The sequence below is a fragment of the Hahella sp. CCB-MM4 genome, from assembly GCF_002260525.1.
Classification (GTDB): Bacteria; Pseudomonadota; Gammaproteobacteria; order Pseudomonadales; family Oleiphilaceae; genus Hahella.
On record NZ_MRYI01000016.1, the window covers coordinates 70,980 to 91,414 of the forward strand.

The window sequence follows — 20,435 nt, forward strand, 5'->3', positions numbered from 1 at the left end:
CAGAGCAAAACCCGTAGGGGCGGACCTATGTGTCCGCCCTTTCCGGTAGATTTGTAGGAATTAAGACTCGAACGCTCTGGTTGAGCGTTATCTATTCCACTTTCTCAAGCACCCACTGCATAGAGCTCCAGGTAGGTTCCATGTGATGTTGAACCAGCAGCGCATTATCGTTCGTCTTAAGTTGGTTATTGCTATCCGTTTCAGGGCGGAGCGCCTTTCCGGTGAGCTTATTCACAATATAGAACGTATTCGCTTTACCTCTCACCGGGCGTAACTCCCACTTCTCGGAATTCCAGGCGTCATAGGGGGTGAACTGTACAATGGCGTTACCATCCTGATAGCCCGATGGCTGGTCAGAGTTTTTGGGACGTAACCGCATGCCAGAATAGACATTCTGAATGTAGTAATAGCCGGCGTCATTGCTGTATTTGATTTCCCACTGCTCACTTTTCCACTCGGAGTGTGGGGCATATTGTACGACTGAATCATTGCTGTTTTGGCTTGAGCCTATGGGTCTTAGCGCTTTTTGGGTGTACTGATTTTTAATCAGATAGGTGCCGACTTTTGGTGTCCACCATTCGTTATCCAACGAGCGGGCATACACTGAAACAGGAACTGAAAGGCCACTTTCAACTACCCGAAGAATAAAGGCTCCAGCCACTTGGTTCACACTCGGAACGACGGTGGGATCCAACTCGATCGTAAACGATACTTTGCCGTTAGCGGACAGGGTTTTCTCCGTATCCCCCACAAAATGGAACCAGTCTGTACTTTGTGGCTTCATCACTCTGACAACCTTTGAGCTGCCGAAATTGTTTTGTGCAGTAAAAGTAATCGTGGCTTTGTTGGTTTCGTCAGCGGCCAGCAGGACACGATATTTGTCAGCAATTACAGCGACTTTTTCAAGATAGGGAGGAACATTGCTCCCATATTCCATGGCTCCCATATCGGGCGCCTGGCCATTGTATTGACCTGTCAGATTACCTCTAGTGACTCCCTTATCAATTGCCGGGCTGGAATGGTAAATACGGAAGTCGTCTACATCGTCATTGATGAAATACGGCAGGTCAAAAATACCATGGCTCTCCTGACCACAGTTTTGTGAACATGAATCACCGCTGATGCTGAGCTTGCCGCTGCCGGACAATGAGCTGATTAGGTCGTAGTCATAGGAAGTCCACTCATAAAGGTCGGTATCTCGAATGGCGTACACGCTGGAACCGGCTTGAATGATATTGTTGCGGGTTACAAAATGAATAGGGCGGTTTAAGTTATTGTTTCTAACCAGCGCGTTGATACCGGAATGAGCCGTAAAGATGGTGTTGTTATAGAAATAGACAATGCCATCTCTCACATTGTATTGATTATCCCTGTCTTCCTCGTAACCACCAGCTTTAACTACAAATTCGCCGCCTTCCTGCACGTCACCCGTGCGTGAAAAAATATTTCGGTACACGTAGACAGGACCACGATGAATTGGAGCAACACTTAAAGCAGAATATGAACCTTCCAGTTTATTTTTAAAAAAGCGGAGATTTTGACCTCCCCCATCCAGCTCTACGCCGTCGTCATTGGTAAAAGCAATATAGTTATAGCTGAAATCAGTATCCTGTTTGGCTCCGGAATTATCCCATTTATAAGGTTCGCCCTGCGCCATAATGCCATCTTCAAAACGATGAGAATCACTGCCGATGATCATATTGCCCGTGATCACGTGGTTAGCTGTAGACTCGGTACTTGGCTGCAGAGATATCCCCGCAGGACCTTCATAAGCTTTGTTATTCTTTCTGTTTTTTGCATTTCCACGTGGGTCATGAATAAAGTTCTTTTCGATGCGGTAACGAGAGACGTTTTTTAAGTTGATGGCAGGGTCCCTTTGGCCTATTTCGGAACGACCCCATTGGCTTATATCGTTATTGCGGATAATTACGTCAGAAGACCATTTTGAGGTGACAATCCCTTGTAAATTGCCTCCTCGAATTTCCAAACCCTCAAGAAGAATATAGTGAGCATTAGAGTCGAACACTACAGCAGATGGGACGCTATATCCCGCATCGACAAGATTATCACCAGGCGTGCCGTAAATTCTGATCCAGCCATCGGCACTACCGCTTCGATCAATTTGCAACTGGCCGTTTGAGCCGAAATATATGCCGTCGCTTGAAGAATTGGCTCTTATTTGCGACAACGAATAGCTCTTTGCAACGGGGACGTTGGGATTTAGCGTCTTAAACGGCTGGCAGTATTCACTTCCCTGGTTAATCCGGATTCGTGCGCTGTACTGTGTATTTTCCTGAAGATTGACCAGGCTGACCCGCCTGACATTTTTGTAGGTATCCAGGTAAGCTGAGTCACCTGATTTCCATGGCCCGGAGCAATCGCTTCCCAAACTGTAATCGACAGTAACCGCGGAGGTCGTATCAATGGTAAAACCCGCTGATTCATAGGTTGTCGCGACCTTGATTGTCGAGTCAGCCAATGCGGGAAGGCCAATGAGTGAAACCAAGGGAAGGATTAAATAACGCGACAAACGAGCTTGCCGGATATTTTTGAAATGAATAGGACTTCTTGTCATTCTTTGCATCATGCTACTGCCAGTCATTTTGGATTGAAAAGGTCAGTAGTTTGGGGAATGTATTCGACCTGTGCCACCTAGGTAAAACCCTAGCTGGTATGCTCTAGGAGAATTGGGTTTGAGAGAATTGATACTGCCTACTGAATCACCACTATTGCGCACCAATCCCATATCGCTGAATTTTCTTCAACAACCCCTGACGAGTCAGTCCCAGATGATCAGCCGTACGGGTTTTGTTGCCCTGGAATTGCGCCAGCGCCTGTTCGATCAATTGAATTTCCAAGCGGCTAACCTGTTGTTCCAACGTACCATCACCAGAGGGCAGCAGAGTGGTTGGTGTGGTGGTTTGTCCGGTGATCAGTTGGATCTCCTGCAGGGTGATGGTCTGGCCCAGGCAGATGGCCGCAGCACTCTCCAGGATATTGCGAAGTTCCCGCACATTTCCCGGCCAGGGTTGCTGACAGAACCATTGCATGGCTTCGGAGTCCAGGCTCAATGGGAGATCGTTGTGATGCAGGTTTTCCAGGAAATGACGAATCAGCACGGGGATATCGGAAGGGCGATCTTTCAACGGGAGAGTGGTCAGTGTCAGGCCTTTAATCCGGTAGTAGAGATCGTCGCGAAACAGGCCGCTCTCGATAGCTTCTGGAAGAACCCGGTTTGTCGCACTGACAAGACGGAAATTGATGGTTTCCATTTCCCGGCTTCCTACCGGATAGTAGGTGCCTTCCTGTAATACGCGTAGCAGCTTAACCTGCATATTCAGCGGCATTTCGCCAATTTCATCCAGGAACAGCGTGCCCTGATGAGCCATAGCCAGGAGTCCCTTTCGGTCCCTGTCTGCGCCGGTAAAAGCGCCGCGTTTGTATCCGAATAATTCACTTTCCAGCAGCTCTCCGGGAATGGCACCACAGTGTACTGAAATAAAGGGGCCGTCCCGCCGCAGGCTGTGGCGGTGCAGGGCATTGGCGATCACTTCCTTGCCGGTACCGCTGGGGCCTTGGATTAATACCGGAACATCGGTGGGGGCGATGCGGCGAATCAACTCTCGGGTATCCGCAATGGCCTGACTGTTCCCAATCAAACCCAAATGATCATCGCTACCGGATTGTTCCTGTCTCAGGCGATCAACCTCCTGGGTCAGACGCCTTTTGATCAGCGCACGTTCCAGGACGACCAATAGAAGTTCAGGATCTACGGGTTTACCGATGAAGTCCCAGGCGCCGGCCTCAATGGCCTGCATGGCCAGCGGCTTGTCATCGTGTCCGGTAATGACGATAACCGGGCGGTCTTTATAATGGGGCAGCAAAGCAATGCCATCCTCCGGGCGAAAGCTGGGGGGGAGCGCCAGATCGTGCAGAACCAGATCAATCTGTTTGGTGTTGAATATCTGCTCCGCGCTGGCGCCATCACCGCAGGTTTCCACTTGATAGCCGGCCTTGGTGAGCCACATGGCGCAGAGTTCGCAAAAAGCAGATTCATCATCGACGATTAAAACAGTTGGCTGGCTCATGAGATTTCCGTAGTCAAAGTGGATTGTTCCAATGAATGATGAACCGGTAGGCTCAGGTGGAAAGTGACCGGCCATCCGACATTCGCGCTGTGCCAGATTCGGCCATGATGGGCGTCCATGATCCGGCGGACGATGGCGAGACCCAGTCCACTGCCTCCGGCCCGTTTACTGACAAACGGTTGAAATAACTGGCTTTGCATTTCAGATGAAATAGCGGGTCCGTTATTGTGAATGCAGATTTCAACGGCGGTGTCTCCCGACTTTTGCAGGGTGACCAGAATTCGTCCGTCCTGACGCTGGCTGATAAAGGCCGCAGCGTTTTCGAGCAGGTTGATGAATACCTGTTGCAGCCGTCCGGCATCTGCCTCAATCGACAATGATGGAGGAAGCTCCTGATCGATGGTGACTTGGTGTATGTCCTGTATCTGACTGCAGACATTGCGTATCAACCCGCAGAGATCGACCGTTTCAGCCTTTAATTCCATGCGTCCGGCATAGCTGAGAATATCCTTGATCAGCAGCTCGGAACGTTTGACCTGATTGTTGATGTGTTCGCGAATGGCCGGGTCAGTTTGTGTCGCCGCCATCGTGATGATGTTAAGAGGATTCCGAAGCTCGTGGGCAATAGCGGCAGTCAGCCCTCCCAATTCCACCAGGTGCTGTTCCTCCAAACGCTTCTGCTGGGTCTCCGCCAGCTGCAGCGATCTCTCCAGATTACCGCAGGCTGAGGCCAGCAAACGGGTGAAAGTTTCACCCAGGCGTTGGTGTGAGGGGCTGAGCTCACTCCAGTCAATGGCCTCACACAGCCATTCATGTGGCCCGGTAGCCGGCTCCAGGCCATTTTGATGGAAGTAATAGCAGGCAATGGCAGGGACTTGTGAAATCTTCGCGGGTGTTTTCAGGTAAATAGGGATCCTGATGCGGGTTTTGTCTGTCCACAGGGTTTGTGCAATGTCGATCAATTCAGACCAGCTCTCAGCTTTATTGAGGGCAGTCACCCAATGATTAAGAGTGTGCTGGTCGATACGACCACCAGGATAAACCACCCGTTCTGCCAACTCTGTCATGGGGCGGTAAAGGCCCCAGGCTACTGCCAACAACAGGGCGGAATAGAGTACCAGCTCACTCATGGGTATCCGGGCCAAGCCTTCGACACCGAGTAAGGCGAGAAAAGCCACGATCAGGGACATGACCACCATGGTGGCGGTCATCAGCGTGATGAACATGACCCCGAAACTGACCCATCGGTTAACCCTGACCAGGCGGTAGCGGACGAGGCTGTAGACCACCAGAACCGCGTAGCTGGGAAGTGCCAGCATGGGGAACGGATAATGATCAAAATGAATGGAAGGTGAAATAAACGATGTGGCCAGAATAAAGCCCCAGGCACCAGTGGCAAACATGGCAATAATGGAGCGGCGCAGATTCCCCCGACTTTCCAGGAAGGCGGCAAACAGAATCAGGTGGGCGAGAACGCCGACAAATACGGTGTAGCCCAGATTCAACCATCCCCAGGGTTGCAGATGCAGGAATTGGGGAAACGTCAGCCATGGCTGCAGTTTCCCGCCGTCCATCAGAAAACTGGCCAGAGTGACGACGATTGCCGTGAAATAAAACAGGGGGAGCAACCGTTTCAGTCTGCCGGGTAAACCGAGAGTTTCCGTTAGCCAGGACAGGACAAAATGAAGAAAGCAGGTCGGCAAAAGGGGGTTGCTGAGCAATAGCAACACGCCCAGTGATGAACTGCCTCCGCTACCCTCGCCATTGATAACCAGGATATGGCCGAAACACCAGGACGCCATGGCCAGACAGAAGCCGGCCAGGGCCGTCAATGCAGGTTCCTGACGTTTTAATAACCATAGCCAGATGGCCACGCCACTGGCGGAAAAAACGGTGATCCACATGGATGTCAGAAACAATTGATCGTCAGTCATAACCGCCGGGCCGAATAACTTGAAGGGTGTAAACGATGTTTACAGTGCTCTATGCCAAAACGTAAACGAAGTTTACATTTGTGGCTGAATTAATCCATTAAATTTGCGTTAAATCAAGGCGTGCAGGGTGGTTTTGTGTCTGGCACTGAACTTGCTCACCCATAGACAGAGCAGACAGATTAATCAGGGCATAGTCCCGCAAGCTGTGAATGATGTTTGGGAGGAGTTGACATGGGTATTTGGTTTACAGAAGTACTGGCAATATCTGCAATTGTGTTGGTAGCAGGCACACTCTGCATCCTGCCGCGGCTGTTCCGTGATTCAGGAAAACTGGATGCGGGAGGTGAGAATGCTTGATGCGGCCCTATTATCCAGGATCCAGTTCGCCTTTACGATCAGTTATCACATCATTTTTCCAACTCTGACTATCGGGATGGCCGTTTATCTGGCCACCATGGAAGGGCTATGGTTGAAAACAGGTCGGGAAATATATCTGCGACAAGCCCGGTTCTGGCAGAAACCTTTTGCGATTACCTTTGGTATGGGGGTCGTGTCCGGGGTGGTGCTTTCCTATGAATTCGGGACAAATTTCAGTCGATTCTCCGAAATTGTCGGGCCGGTATTAAGCCCATTATTATCTTATGAAGTACTCACTGCTTTCTTCCTGGAAGCGGGGTTTCTCGGCATTATGCTGTTCGGCTGGAAGAAGGTCTCTCCGAAAGTACACTTCGCCGCAACCCTGATCGTGGCCGTCGGGACATTGTTATCCGCTTTCTGGATACTGGCAGCCAACTCCTGGCTGCATACTCCAGCGGGCTACACCATCGTTGATGGGCAGTTCCATCCTGAGAGCTGGCTGGAAATCATCTTTAACCCCTCGTTTCCCTATCGATATTTTCATATGGTATTTGCAAGTCTGCTGTCTTCCTCTTTGTTGATCGCCGGTGTGCATGCCTATTATCTAATGCGTGGAAAACACCGTGAGTTTGCCAAAGTCGGGCTGTCTTTTGCCATGTGGGCGCTGATGGTACTGGCTCCGGTACAGATTCTGGTGGGCGACATGCATGGCTTGAATGTTCTTGAACACCAGCCGGTGAAGCTGGCGGCAATGGAGGGGATATGGGAAACCCATTCAGGTGTTGGGCTGCGGTTGTTTGCCGTGCCGGATCAGGAAAATGCGACCAACCACTATGAAGTCGTTCTTCCCAATGTGGCGAGCCTGGTTTTGACCCACGAAGCAGACGGCGAAATTCAGGGGTTGGATGCGGTACCGGCTGACGAGCGTCCCCCCGTGGCGGTAGTGTTTTATGGATTCCGGCTGATGGTGGGGCTGGGGCTATTGATGCTGGCTCTGGGAGCATTGGGGGCCTATGCCCGTTGGAAAGGGCGTCTATATGATCATCCCCTGTTACTACGTTTCTCAGTGGCAATGATTCCAGCCGGAGTTATTGCCACTCTGGCCGGATGGTATGTGGTGGAGGTCGGTCGGCAACCCTGGCTGGTACAGGGGCTGGTGAGGACGATGGATGTTGTTTCCCCCCTGCCGGCTGAGCAAGTGGCCACCAGCCTGGCGCTGTTTGTTGTGGTGTACACCCTGTTGTTCGGTACTTATATATATTTCATGCGCAAACTGGTGCGCAAAGGGCCGGATTCCGGGGGCGCAGGCGAGAAAAACAGCGTTACCTCTTCTGAGGATCTTCTTCCCGTCACTCTTAACCCTGACTACCACGGTCGTGAGGGGGAGTCTGCTGAAGGCATTAGCACTGCCTTGAACAAATCTGGACAGGAGGGCTGAATGATGGATCTGGCGCTGGTTTATCTGGCTTTAATTGCCTGCGGTGTTCTGATGTATGTGCTGTTGGACGGCTTCTCACTGGGCGTTGGTGTCGTTGCCCCCTGGCTGGAACGGGATGAAGACCGCGCGCTGGCGGTAAAAAGCCTTTCTCATCTTTGGGACAGCAACCAGACATGGCTGGTATTTGGGGGCGTGGCGCTGTTTGTGGCTTTCCCTAAGGCATATTCACTGGTTTTGTCTGAACTGTATCTACCTATCATTCTGATGCTGATTGCCTTGATATTCCGGGGTGTAGCTTTTGAGTTCTATTTCAAATCCGATACCAGCCGCGGTTGGTGGAATTTCAGCTTCAGCTTCGGCTCGATTCTGGCCACCTTGAGCCAGGGATTGATTCTGGGAACTCTGGTGCAGGGAGGAGTAGAGCAGGGGAGACTGGAGTGGCTGACGCCTTTCTCTTTGCTGACAGCTTTGAGCCTGTTGTTCGGATATGGACTGCTGGGCAGCTGCTGGCTGGTCAGGAAAAGTGAGGGACGCATGGCTGCCAGGAGCCGGGTATTGGCCCGTATTCTCTTGCTTTGTGTCTTGGTCTCTCTGGCATTGGTAAGTCTAGGGATGTTGCTGACCCAGCCTCAGGTGGCAGCTCGTTGGCTGCATATGCCCGGTATTCTGCTGCTGGCTCCAGTACCGGTTCTCTGCGCTTGGGTGAGCTGGTCCTTATGGAAAATGCTGGGAGACAAGAACGGACACGATCTGCAACCGCTAGGGTTAGCAATGTTGTTGTTTCTGTTGTCATTTGTCGGGCTGGTTGCGGGCATGTTCCCCTATATCGTCCCTGGGCAGCTGACGATATGGCAGGCGCTGGCGCCGGAAAGCACTTTGATATTTGCCCTGGTGGGAATCGTACTGCTGCTCCCGGTTGTCATCGGCTACAACATATACAACTACCGGGTATTTGCCGGTAAGACACGCATGGAGGATGGTTATTAAATGGGAGACAGCTACTAATGGGCCGGTTGCCTCAAAAACGACTGCAGGGAGTATTGAAGACTGAATGGGGGGCCGCATGTGCCCTCTATGTCGGAGGTGTGGTGATTATGTTACTTGCGGCTTCGATGGTTCGCTTTGGGCTGGGGATGCTTTGATCCCCAGCGCCTGGATTTCTCATGTTTAGTTATGCCTGTGTTTGGGTTTCCTGGCTGGATCTTCGGTGCTTAGATATTAAGTTTCCGGCTTTCCAGCGCAGGATTTTCAGCAGGTAGAGCATATATCCCGTTTTTAGGTCATATGGCCTATGTCAAAATTTGCATATCGTACACGGTTATATTAACGTGGCATTTGTTAATGTTTTGATCTTTGATATTTTTCAGGGGCTGTTTGTGTACCGCTCAACAGTCCCGCACCAGAACTCATTGCGGAGTTTGCTTTTCAGATGAACGTTAACCGGTAAGCTGCGCGAAGCCTGCTTGCAGGTTGCATGATGACCAGATTGCTGTATAGAAGCCGTTATGATGTCTCTATTTATACATCTGCTTGAAGTTCTGACTTTCTGTCTTGTGGCATTCCTTTTCTATCGTCTTCACAGCACTTACCGGCAATCTTTGCTGGAAGACAAAGCTCACACACATCAGTTTTTCAATATCCCGGAAACCTCTTCAGTTCCCCGCAAGCCAGTCGATGACTCCAAGCCTGATCCGGTATACGACATTCCTGTGATGGAGCGGGAAATACGTGAAATGGTGGAACTCATCCACTCAACCATGAACAGCCTTGATGAACCTGAAGCAGCCGATGTCGATCAGGTAGAAGCTGTTGATCAGATAGAAGCTGTTGATCAGATAGAAGCTGAGACGGCTGCCGTCACTCAGGAAGAGTCTGCATCGGATCCTCAGGCTGTCGTTGAGAGTTCGCCGGAAGGAGCCGACCAAGCAACACTTCCCGTTGAGGAAGTGCTACCTCTGGCAGAAAGATTTTCCCATTTGGCCGATTTGTTTACCCATCTGGATGAAAACAGAAAGAGTGAAACAGATCGACAGGAACACACCGAGTCTGACCAGGTTCCTGACGCTGCGATGGGCGTTGAGAATACGCAAAAATCCGACCATTTGAACGATGCTGAATGTGAATCTGAACAGGAGTCTTTCAGCTCGGTTGATAATGCCTTGAGCGACTATATTGGTGACTTCTTCTCTATGGACGGACCCGACTCAGGTTATCCTGAGCAATATACTGAGTCTTTTGACAGCGGCACTGATCACCATCGGGTCTTGTCGTCTGCGGATGATGTTCGGGAACCTATAGATAGTGCTCGGAATACTATAGATAGTGCTCGGGAAATAGATAGTGCTCGGGAAATGATAAAGGCAACCTCCCCCCAGGTGGATGAGTCGAAAGAGGTTGCGCCGAAAGATCTGCCAGGATCGCCGAAGAGAGATCCGAAATTCGCTGTAGGCTCTTAAAGCCCACCTTCAAATCCCAGTTGACGCCAGGCTTCGTATGCCACCAGTGCGACAGTGTTTGATAAATTCAGGCTGCGGCTGGAGGCTTTCATCGGGATGCGCAGGCAATGTTCTGTTCCCAGGTCATCCAGGAAATTCTGCGGCAAACCCCTTGTTTCCGGCCCGAAAACCAATGCATCTCCTTGAGCAAATGCCACTTCATGGTAATAACGTTTACCACGGGTCGATAACGCGAAGACCCGATTAGGGTTTACCGATTCAAGAAATTTCGGATAGCTCTCATGACGCACGACGGCGGCATATTCGTGGTAATCCAGACCAGCCCTTTGCAGGCGTTTGTCATCCCAGATAAAACCCAGCGGTTCAATCAAATGCAGCTGGAAACCGCAGTTGGCGCATAGCCGGATAACATTTCCCGTGTTAGGGGGAATTTCAGGTTGGAACAGAACAATATGCAGCATAGGAAGTACGTCGGTTGAGTAAGATCAAAACCCGCCTATTGTTTCTATTAAGAGGTGGCTATGCAAGGAGAGATAGCTGTGCAAGGAGAGAAAGACATGCTAAGAGAGAAATACATGCAAGCAAGAAGGAAGGGTGCCGTTGAAAGAAGGGCATGCAGGCATGTGTGCCGTCTATTCATTCAGAATGTCAGTAAATAGTGCAGAGTGGTAGTGACTGAACCAGCCATGGATATCTTCCAGCTTGTCTTCTATGACCATGGGCACTGCTTTGCTGAACAGATCCAGGAGAATGACGGCATTGACGGATGAATCTGTTTCCGTCGCATCTCTCAAGCGGTTTGCCAGGTGTAGATTGACTATCTGGAGCTTTTCATAAATGGTTTTCAGCCCCTTCAGGGTCAGGTCCGGCGTCGCCCCGGATTCCATCAGATAGTATTGGGCGAGCAGGTACATGCCCACTGCCCGGAAGACGGTGTCTTTCTCTGAAGCCAGCGGCAGGTGTTGCCTGCCCATTGGCTTGAAGAAACCCAGATAGGGACATCCGCTGGAGGAGAGTAACAGTCCGATGAGGGAGCTCAGGCCCTTCTGCACGGTGGAATCTGTGGTAATGACCTTTTTGTCCACCCGGACTTCCAGCGAGACCTGATCGTAGGACATGAGAGAAGCACTGGCATCTACGCAGTCCACCAGGCTCAAGGCGGCAGGGCAGTATTGGTGCTGCCCGTCGTCCAGCGGACAATGGGGGCATTTGTGGTAATCAAGTTGAGTCCATTCCGGACCCTCATGATGCTTGGGGTCAATCATCTCTGCCGAGTTATCATCGAGATGCAGTTTAAAGGTATTCTCTGACCCGTCTTCGAAGCGAAAGATGTAACTGATATTGATATTCGCCATGTCTGGATTCCTGGCCATCTTTTAATTGATTGATCAATACATTGCCTGAGAGGAGTAAAGAGCCAACTCGACAAAATGCCAAATGTGTTATGACTGCGCTGCTTCCTGTTCTGTTTCGATTTCGGGCTGCTTAACCGGTAACCAGAGGACAAACTTGGTGCCTTCTCCCGGTGTGCTGTTCACTTCGATATGCCCGTGATGTTTCTTGATGATGTTGTAGGACACTGACAATCCCAGCCCGGTACCTTTGCCCACAGGTTTGGTGGTGAAAAAGGGTTCGAAGATACGGTTAAGGTGCTCCTGCGAGATTCCGCATCCGGTATCAGCCACTGATATAAAGATCTGGTCGCCACGCTGTCCGGTACAGATGGTAATTTTGCCTTTCTTTTCGATGGAGTGCGCTGCATTGACCACCAGATTCATGAATACCTGATTAATCTGTGAAGGAATACATTCTATCTCCGGCAAATCCTCAAAGTGTTTCTCTACCTCGGCTTTATACTTCACTTCGTTCCACACCACGTTCAGGGTGCTATCAAGTCCCTTGTGGATATCTGCCATCTGCCACTCAGACTCACCGACATGGGAAAAGCCCTTCAGGTCTTCGACGATTCGTTTGATTCTCTCGATACCATCTTTGGACTCTTTTACCAGACTGACCAGATCTTCCTTCAGGTAGTCAAAATCATACTTTTCCTTTGCTTGCCGAACGGCTTCCTGAGCTTCCGGTACTCCGTTGCGGCATAGCTGATCTTCGTAGACATCAATCACGGCCATCAGATCTTCCACCATGTGTCCCAGTGATCCCATGTTGGAGTAGACGAAGCCCGTCGGGTTGTTGATTTCATGAGCAACACCGGCTGCCAGTTGACCTATGGCGGCCATTTTCTCTGATTGCAGCAGCTGGTTTTGGGCCTCCTCAAGCTTGGTGATCAGTTTTTGCTGTTCGCGTTTCTCGCGTTCCAGGCTGTTGGTAAGACGTTGCATGGCAAGTGTCTGTTCTGCCACTTCGGTAATATCGGTCACAACTATCAGGACACCGGCCACCTTTTTCTCTTCATCAAGCAAAGGGCTGAAAGTGCAGTTCTGGTACATGAACTCGACTTCGCCGGTGATCGGCCGCGTGGTAGGAAAACGAAATACATAAGGCCTTTTTTTCCAGTCAGTGAAGGCCATGTGTTGCAGGGTATACACCGTGTCGATTTTCTTTTGAAACCAGCTTTGCGGAATTTCAGGGAAGATGTCATAGATGCTTTTGCCCAATACATCTTCCCGGTCGTGGCCGCTGTTCAGTTTCATGAATTGATTCCAGAACTGAATGTGGCCTACCTGGTCAACAATGACAATCCCGGTATTGAGTCGCTGGATAATGCCTTCAAAGTAGTTTGGGTCCGGAATCATGTTGCATCCCTGTCTCTGTTACCTTGTTCAAGAATTCAATCGGTCTCAACCTGTCAAACATCTACTTTTTTCAAACACGATCAATCAAGTTTTCAAACACTGTCAATCAAGCGGTCCACCGCATCGGATACGGCTTTGATGGATGTGTTGGATATGCATATCAAAAGCTCGCAGGCAAAAGCGTGGGACTCAATCCTGAATTGAATTTCCACCAGCAGGGCCTTTGAATCCTTCAGGGCTGTTCCCTGGATAAATGAGTTCAGGGTTTCACCCTCAAAAAATAGTGTCGGAGAAGAAAACGTGGACTGTTCCAGGTGCAGCTGTTCGCAGATTCCAGAAATGCATGCGCCGACCAGGAGATTAGTTAAATCGAGAATCAACTCTTCTTTGATCTGTGCTTCGCCATCGTCCACGTATCCCATCAGCTCCGCCAGTTCATTAGCGCCATTCATTCCAAAAATGACCAGTACTTCCCCTCTGAAGGGGCCAATAAAAGATTGACGGGTAGTGATGACCGGTTGCTTGGATATCTGCTGATGAGCTTCATGCATATCATCGCTGCCTTTCACGGCATAGAGCCGGGGGACGGAAAGCACAACAAAGGTTTCTATCAACCTGGCCAGACGGTCGGCGCCCTGGCCCATGGCGATATTGATGATCTCCTGTAATGCGTCAAGCTGCTCCTGGGTAAACATGATTCACAGCAGACCAATTTCCCGGATACGCTGACGCAGAACGTCGGTAGTGACCGGTTTGCCAATAAAACTCGCAGCCCCCAACGCTTTCACCCGCTGCTGGGCTTCCGGCTGAATGTCAGCGCTGATCACAATAACAATGGTATTGGCATCAATTTCCTTCAGTGATTTGAGTACCGTATAACCGTCCATTTCCGGCATGGTCAGATCCAGGAACATCACGTCCGCTTTGCCGCAATGGTATGCGTCCAGAGCTTCCTTCCCATTCCTGGCAAAAGTGATTTCCACATCCTTCAGATTCGATGGCAATGCTTTCATGACCATTTTGCGAGATAGTGATGAATCGTCAGCAATGACAATATGCATGGTCATAGATGTCCTCCCTACACCGTCCTGACTTATTAGTATAGACAAGAGTTTCAGATACGTAGTCCCGCCGGCTTGTAATGAATGGCCGGCTGACTTGCAGTATTGGACATCGAGCGTTATATCTAATGAATCCAAATGGCGTTGATGGAGCGCCTGAACACTGAATGTGTCACTCCAGACGACAATAGAATACAGGGAATGACAATCATGGAGGGGACGTTATGTCTTCTGACCTGGAACAGGACAATGCGTTAACCTCTGGCCTTAGAAGCCTGGCGGCTTATTCGTTTCCCAAGCGCTGTGTTTGCTGTGGCCGGGTATACCAGAACATTGAGGAATTTGTTACCCAGACTGTGCCCTGTGGTCTTTCAGGGAGTGGCTTTAAAGAAGTAACAGAGGAAGACGGCGAAGTGGTCGTGGAAGTTTTCCGTAACTGTGCCTGCGGTTCTTCTCTGATGGAATTCTGTGGAGACCGGCGGGGGCATTCCGATGATAGCCGGAAACTTCGTGATAGATTTGACGAGTTGGTGGTCATGCTTCAGGACAAAGGAATTGCGGTAGAAACGGCAAAGGTGGAATTACGTAAGCTGGTCAACGGACAGGAATCTGTGCTGCTGAGCACATATTTAAAGGATTTGCCTGATATCTGATCAATTTGGTTGCAGTCGGTTGGCGGCCAACTACACTAATTAAGAAGAGTATTTTCTCATATTGCCCCGCGTGGGGAGTGTGGGAGTAGGCCTCACGGAAGGAGGCTTGTAGTCGATTATCAGGGAGACTGCAGAATGCCATGGGCGCTATAGCGCAACCACACGGAGAAAGGGATCTCATTGTGGAAGAAACTGACTTGTCTACATTGCTTATTGTTGACGACGAGGAGAATATCCTTCGTTCGCTCAAGCGGTTGTTCCGGCGGGAAGACTATCAGATTATTACCGCGACTTCGGGGGCTGAGGCCCTGGAAGTGCTGAATACCACGCCGGTATCCGTCATCCTTTCAGACCAAAGAATGCCCGGCATGACCGGGTCTGAACTATTTTTGCAGGTCAAAACTCTATATCCACGTACTATCCGGCTCATCATGAGTGGTTATACCGAGCTGGAAAGCATTACCAATGCCATCAATGATGGAGCTATCTTCAAGTTCTTACTGAAGCCCTGGGATGACGACAAACTGTTGGGTCACATCCGGGAGGCAATGTCCATTTATCACCTGAAAACCCGTAATGAACGTCTTAACCAGCAATTGGCTGAATTGAACCGTAATCTTGAAGAGAAAGTTGAAGAGCAGCATCGGGAATTGCTGGTGAAGATGCGTTCTCTGAGGGTCTCACAGGAAATTCTGGATCAGATACCGATAGCCGTTTTCGGCGTCTCAGATGAAGGCATCGTGGTTGAGGCCAATTCCATTGCCGACAGTCTGCTGGAGCCTTTAAAAATTGTCGGAATGCCGCTGGACGGCTCGTTACCCGGCAATATCGTTGAGGCCTATTACAATTTGATGGAGGGGGAGGTGGCAAACTCGATTTCTGAGTTTGTCACCATGTTCGGGGCCCGGGATTATCGTGTTCTGATGAAACGATTTTCGGGTAACTTCAATATTTCCGGTACTGTCATTGTAGGAATCGCACTATGACCATACACCCCGGAAGACTTATGGAAGGTGAAAAACATGAGTTGGGATATTAAAGAAGTCAAAACCAGACTCTCCGAGCTATCATCTCCGAATCCGGAAATTGAAGCAGTCATCCAGATGATGGAGGATGGAGTCAGTGATCTCAAGTTGATTGCCCAGAAGGTGAAGCTTGATCCCATTCTGTCTGCACGCCTGCTGCATCTGGCGAACAGTTCGTTTTATGGATTTCCCCGAGAGGTCAAGGATGTGGAAATGGCCTGCGTGATTCTTGGAGCCAATACCATTCGAAACCTGGTTTATACCCTTGTCGTCCTGGCCCGATTCAATAACCCCAAACAGGATAGCCGCCTCGACTACGACAAAATCTGGCTGCATGGCCTGATGACGGCGTCCATCGCACAAGTGATATACAAGCACCTCAAGCTCGATTTCCAGGTGGGATTTACCTCCGGACTGTTTTACAACCTGGGCATGGTGCTGATGGATTATCTGTATACGGACCAGCTTCAACATTGCATGAAAGTGGCCGAAGCGGAGCAGCGAAACCTGTTGGAAGTTGAGCGGGCTGCCATGGGAAAAGATCACCAGGAGTTAACCGGAATTGTGTTGGATATCTGGTCGTTTCCCAAAGCCATTGTCGACAATATTTCCAGCCCCATGGCGGAGGCCGGATTGGAGGGAATGATTGTGACTCTGGCGGATGTTTTGACCTCCGGCACTATGGGGCCGCTGGTATCCGGAGTACGCTTGAACAGGGTTGAGGAGTGTGAACTGGAGCCCTGTGGCGTCGATCTGGCGGAACTGCCGAATCTGATTATGGCTGCCCAACGGCTATATATGGAACTGGCTGGAGAATTCTTCTCCAGCAATAAGTAAGAGAATTACAGAACCGGTACCGGAGTATGTTGCTCGAAACTTTTGCCAAATATCTGAAAAGTGGTGAGATCAATATTGAAGCCTTTCTGGATGAATTGTTGAGGGAGCATTCTCACTTCAATTTATGTTGGTATTGGGTGGAACCCGGTGGGAATCGGTTGTTGAAGTTACCGGGAAGCTCTTGTGAGTCGTTGGAGTTGGGAGAGCGGGAGATCATCGCCCTTGCACATAAAGCAGTGGAAGGTCAATGGGAAAGCTTTGAATATGTCTCGAATAATAGCCCTGGGTGCGGATGGGCTTCAAAAATTGATCTGGGGGATAACTACTTCAGCAGTATCCTGTTATTCGGCGGTAGCGAATTTACCTTTGAAAGAGAACTGCGGGATAAGCTGACCATTGCCCTGGTGGCGATGGGAATGCTCAGCTTCAGCCAGGATCTGCAAAGTCACATAATGGATATGCAGCGGCATATCAGGTTCCAGGCCATATGGGCTGAGGCGCAGGAATGGATCAAAAATGTCGACGAAGACAACGACGAATTTTATCTGGAACTCCTGACCCGGGCAGAACTGGTTTCCCAGTCGATTGCTTCGGCAATCAGAATTTGTGTCAGAAGGGAGGAAACTGTTGGAGGGATTGACAATTCTGGAGTGGATGCCGGTCAACCCGAAGGTCAGGAACAACCTGACCGGTGGCTGGTTCGTAAAACCCAGAAGGAGTTCATCGAAGCCGTGGCGGATCAGTTGGGGCGGGATTCGGTATTAGCCCCTGCCGAAACCCGCAGATTCAACGACTTCAACGTCAATCCGGTTTCCGGGGACTACAAACCCGTCAGACATATGGTGGCTTATCCAGTTTTTACGGATAACAAGCAACTCAACTGTGTTCTCTATGTGCTGAAAAACGGAGAGGAGAGCGGCTACTCCCAGTTGGATGAAATATTGCTCTCCCAGCTGATTACCCAGGTCTACTACGGGTTGGAAAAGAATATCCTGCTGCGAAGACTGGAAAGCCGGCATCAGGAACTGGACGCGGAGCGCAAGGAGCAGGAAAAGCTCATTCAGAAACTCAAGGACACCACGTCCAAACTGGTCCAATCGGAGAAGCTGGCCTCGATTGGGCAGCTCGCTGCCGGGGTCGCACATGAGATCAATAACCCTGTGGGTTATGTGAGTTCCAACATTTCCACGTTGTCGGACTATGTTGATGCCATGTTTGAGTTGCTGGATGAAATCAAGAAGAGTGTGGAGCATGATGGCGGTGATCCTGATCGCCTGAAGGCCCGCATTGGTGAACTGGAGCACCAGTATGAGGCGGACTATATCCGCAGCGACGTACAGGATCTCATTGCTGAGTCTAAGGATGGGATTCACCGGGTACGACAAATTATCCAGTCACTGAAGGATTTCTCCCGTCCCGACACCGGGGAATATACCATCGCTGATCTGCACCGGACGATTGATCAGACACTGAATATTGTGAATAACGAGTTGAAGCACCGGGTAACGGTCATCAAAGAATATGGCGATATCCCGGAAGTTGAGATGGTGGAATCCCAGATCGGGCAGGTTATTCTCAATCTCCTCGTGAATGCCGGCCATGCCATCGAACAACAAGGGCAGATCGTTATCAGAACGATAGTGGAAGGAGATCAGGTATGCCTGTCAGTGGAAGACAATGGACAGGGCATACCCAAGGAGAATCTCGAAAAACTGTTTGACCCGTTTTTTACCACCAAACCTGTCGGTCGCGGCACCGGCCTGGGGTTAGCCCTGTCCTACGGTATCGTGAACAAGCATCAGGGACGCATTGAAGTCGACAGTACACCGGGGAAGGGAACTACTTTCAAGGTCTACCTGCCAATAGTGCAACCAAAAAAAGGTTAGGGTCATGCACCAGATTTCCTCATCATCGAGCAACCTGGCCTCTGAAGAGGCTGTATTCTCTGCTACTGAGGAAGAAATGGATCAGGTCCTGTTTGTGGATGATGAGCCGAGCATTCTTTCCTCCCTGCAGAGGCTGTTACGCAAGCAGAACTTCCAATGTCATTTTGCCGCAAGCGGCGATGAGGGGATAAAGGTTCTAGAGCAGAAGCGTATCGATCTGGTGGTTTCCGATATGCGGATGCCGGGAATGGATGGGGCTCAGTTTCTGGCCATTGTCCGTGAAAAATGGCCGCAGACGGTGCGCATGCTGTTGACCGGTCATTCGGATATTTCAGCCACGATTTCCGCATTGAATGAAGGGGGAATTTACCGCTATATCAGCAAACCCTGGGACGGTGATGAGCTGCTGGAAATCATTGAGGAAGGCCTGCGCATCAGACGCCTTGAACGGGAAAAGAAACATCTGCTGGAGGTTACCCGCAAGCAGAATGATGAGCTGCAGGAATTTAACCGTAACCTTGAACTCATGGTGGAAGCCCGTACGGAAGAAGTCAGGCAGACTGCGGACATGCTGGAGCTTTCCTACCAACAGCTCAAGGATAGTTATGACGCTTTTGTCCGGGTGTTCTCCTCTTTCATATCCAGCAGGGGACTGATCAAAGGACATGCCCAGAGTGTGGCGGACCTTTCCCGCTCCATTGCCCTGGCGATGAAATTGTCAGAACACGATGTGAAGCATATTTACTATGCGGGTCTTTTGCATGAACTTGGGAAGCTCAGCCTGTCCGATGAAATTCTGAGTCGGGCAGAGGCGAAATTGACCCGCAAGGATATTCCCGAATACGTCCGTTATCCGATCCTGGGAGAAATGGCTCTGATGGCCATTGATGAGCTTGAACCCACAGCTCATCTGATACGCTGCCATGCAGAATATATGGATGGCACTGGTTTTCCCAGCAAGTTAAAGGAAGAGGAAATTCCGGTCGGCGCCCGGATTATCCGGGTTGTGAGAGATTTTATCGGCCTGCAAAGTGGTTTGATGAAAACCGAAACCCTCACCAAGGAGGCGGCTTACGATTACATATCGGCTTCAGCCGGTAAAAAATATGATCCGGTAGTGGTGAAGTGTCTGGAACCCCTGGTCGCTGAATATTCTCCAGATAAAGTCTTACCCTATGAACGGTTACTACCGTCTACGGCTCTGGAACCTGGCATGACTCTGTCCCGTGATCTGATCAACAGTAACGGTATTCTGTTGTTCGCCAAGGGGTATAAACTGACGACTAATATCATTGAAAAGATCATCATGCTGGAGAAAGCCGAGCAACGCAAAATCAGCGTATATATCCGAAAAATCACATCTGGAGCCTGAGTATGGTTAGGATCGCGATCATTGATGATGAAGAGAACATTCTGAACTCTCTTCGACGTACATTGCGTAAGCAGGGGTGGGAGGTCCTGACCTTCAGCGATCCGCATACGGCGCTGGCTGAACTGCGATTCAACGAAGTGGACATCATTATCTCAGATTATCGTTTACCGGACATGGATGGGGTGGAACTCTTGAACCTGCTGAAGACCGTGGTGCCGGATGCGCTAAGAATTCTATTAAGCGGCCAGGCAGATTTGGCGGGTGTTATGGGGGCTATTAACCAGGCCGAAGTCTATCGCTTTATATCCAAGCCTTGGAATGACAGCGAGCTGATCATGACGTTGGAAAATGCACTCAAATACAATGAGCTGGAAAAGGAAAACCGGCGTCTGGCTGAACTTGTAAGAGACCAGAAAAAAGCGTTGCGCAAGCACCTGGATGAGCTTCAGAGACTGGAGCGTGTGTCGCCTGGTATTACCCAGGTCCACTGGAACGATGACGGAAGCATTAATCTATTGGATGAGGATTCCTGAGGTCATAAAGGGCGCACTCACTGGTGCGCCCAGAGGTTT

Annotated in this window: 18 protein-coding genes; 10 read left to right on the forward strand and 8 right to left on the reverse strand. The window is 50.2% G+C overall.

What is annotated here, in order from left to right; translation table 11 throughout:
• Positions 1–91: 91 nt before the first annotated feature.
• From BTA51_RS22380 to BTA51_RS22390, 3 genes are all read right to left on the reverse strand, one after another.
• Positions 92–2,575, reverse strand: a complete 2,484-nt coding sequence (locus BTA51_RS22380) for an RICIN domain-containing protein (RefSeq protein ID WP_168188260.1) — start codon at positions 2,573–2,575, stop codon at positions 92–94.
• Positions 2,576–2,726: 151 nt separating this feature from the next.
• The gene (locus tag BTA51_RS22385; protein ID WP_094711315.1) at positions 2,727–4,088 is read right to left on the reverse strand and encodes a sigma-54 dependent transcriptional regulator; all 1,362 of its coding nucleotides are present in this window, start codon (positions 4,086–4,088) and stop codon (positions 2,727–2,729) included.
• Positions 4,085–6,022, reverse strand: coding sequence for a sensor histidine kinase (locus tag BTA51_RS22390; protein ID WP_094711316.1), 1,938 nt, complete (start codon positions 6,020–6,022; stop codon positions 4,085–4,087). The genes BTA51_RS22385 and BTA51_RS22390 overlap by 4 nt, the downstream gene beginning before the upstream one ends.
• A 231-nt stretch (positions 6,023–6,253) precedes the next feature.
• Between BTA51_RS22390 and BTA51_RS30810 the strand changes: the two genes are divergently transcribed.
• The 4 genes from BTA51_RS30810 to BTA51_RS30265 all read left to right on the forward strand — a co-directional run bounded on the left by BTA51_RS30810 (position 6,254) and on the right by BTA51_RS30265 (position 10,273).
• The gene (locus tag BTA51_RS30810) at positions 6,254–6,379 is read left to right on the forward strand and encodes a hypothetical protein (RefSeq protein ID WP_256385751.1); all 126 of its coding nucleotides are present in this window, start codon (positions 6,254–6,256) and stop codon (positions 6,377–6,379) included.
• Positions 6,372–7,817 (forward strand): cytochrome ubiquinol oxidase subunit I, encoded by a 1,446-nt coding sequence (locus BTA51_RS22395; protein WP_094711317.1) that lies wholly within the window; start codon positions 6,372–6,374, stop codon positions 7,815–7,817. The genes BTA51_RS30810 and BTA51_RS22395 overlap by 8 nt, the downstream gene beginning before the upstream one ends.
• On the forward strand, positions 7,818–8,804 hold the full coding sequence (locus tag BTA51_RS22400) for a cytochrome d ubiquinol oxidase subunit II (RefSeq protein WP_246841136.1): 987 nt from the start codon (positions 7,818–7,820) through the stop codon (positions 8,802–8,804).
• A gap of 518 nt (positions 8,805–9,322) precedes the next feature.
• On the forward strand, positions 9,323–10,273 hold the full coding sequence (locus tag BTA51_RS30265; protein ID WP_094711318.1) for a hypothetical protein: 951 nt from the start codon (positions 9,323–9,325) through the stop codon (positions 10,271–10,273).
• On the opposite strand, the gene trmL is transcribed toward BTA51_RS30265, so the two are convergent.
• From trmL to BTA51_RS22430, 5 genes are all read right to left on the reverse strand, one after another.
• Positions 10,270–10,734, reverse strand: a complete 465-nt coding sequence (gene trmL, locus BTA51_RS22410; protein ID WP_094711319.1) for a tRNA (uridine(34)/cytosine(34)/5-carboxymethylaminomethyluridine(34)-2'-O)-methyltransferase TrmL — start codon at positions 10,732–10,734, stop codon at positions 10,270–10,272. The genes BTA51_RS30265 and trmL overlap by 4 nt on opposite strands.
• 171 nt (positions 10,735–10,905) lie before the next feature.
• Positions 10,906–11,628: a hypothetical protein gene (locus BTA51_RS22415; RefSeq protein ID WP_094711320.1), complete on the reverse strand. Its 723-nt coding sequence runs from the start codon at positions 11,626–11,628 to the stop codon at positions 10,906–10,908.
• Positions 11,629–11,715: 87 nt separating this feature from the next.
• Entirely contained in the window at positions 11,716–13,029 is a 1,314-nt protein-coding gene (locus tag BTA51_RS22420) for an ATP-binding protein (protein WP_094711321.1), read from the reverse strand.
• A 92-nt stretch (positions 13,030–13,121) separates the two neighbouring features.
• Positions 13,122–13,724, reverse strand: coding sequence for a chemotaxis protein CheC (locus BTA51_RS22425; protein WP_094711322.1), 603 nt, complete (start codon positions 13,722–13,724; stop codon positions 13,122–13,124).
• Between the two features lie 3 nt (positions 13,725–13,727).
• Positions 13,728–14,096 carry a response regulator gene (locus BTA51_RS22430; RefSeq protein ID WP_094711323.1) on the reverse strand — a complete coding sequence of 123 codons (369 nt, stop codon included), beginning with the start codon at positions 14,094–14,096 and terminating at the stop codon, positions 13,728–13,730.
• Between the two features lie 218 nt (positions 14,097–14,314).
• Between BTA51_RS22430 and BTA51_RS22435 the strand changes: the two genes are divergently transcribed.
• From BTA51_RS22435 to BTA51_RS22460, 6 genes are all read left to right on the forward strand, one after another.
• The gene (locus tag BTA51_RS22435) at positions 14,315–14,743 is read left to right on the forward strand and encodes a hypothetical protein (protein ID WP_094711324.1); all 429 of its coding nucleotides are present in this window, start codon (positions 14,315–14,317) and stop codon (positions 14,741–14,743) included.
• Between the two features lie 140 nt (positions 14,744–14,883).
• On the forward strand, positions 14,884–15,729 hold the full coding sequence (locus BTA51_RS22440) for a response regulator (protein ID WP_246841137.1): 846 nt from the start codon (positions 14,884–14,886) through the stop codon (positions 15,727–15,729).
• Between the two features lie 36 nt (positions 15,730–15,765).
• Complete coding sequence (locus BTA51_RS22445) at positions 15,766–16,605, forward strand: HDOD domain-containing protein (RefSeq protein ID WP_094711325.1); 840 nt, start codon at positions 15,766–15,768, stop codon at positions 16,603–16,605.
• Between the two features lie 26 nt (positions 16,606–16,631).
• On the forward strand, positions 16,632–18,491 hold the full coding sequence (locus BTA51_RS22450; protein ID WP_094711326.1) for an ATP-binding protein: 1,860 nt from the start codon (positions 16,632–16,634) through the stop codon (positions 18,489–18,491).
• A gap of 4 nt (positions 18,492–18,495) precedes the next feature.
• Positions 18,496–19,863: an HD domain-containing phosphohydrolase gene (locus BTA51_RS22455; RefSeq protein ID WP_094711327.1), complete on the forward strand. Its 1,368-nt coding sequence runs from the start codon at positions 18,496–18,498 to the stop codon at positions 19,861–19,863.
• Between the two features lie 2 nt (positions 19,864–19,865).
• The gene (locus BTA51_RS22460) at positions 19,866–20,396 is read left to right on the forward strand and encodes a response regulator (protein ID WP_094711328.1); all 531 of its coding nucleotides are present in this window, start codon (positions 19,866–19,868) and stop codon (positions 20,394–20,396) included.
• Positions 20,397–20,435: the final 39 nt, after the last annotated feature.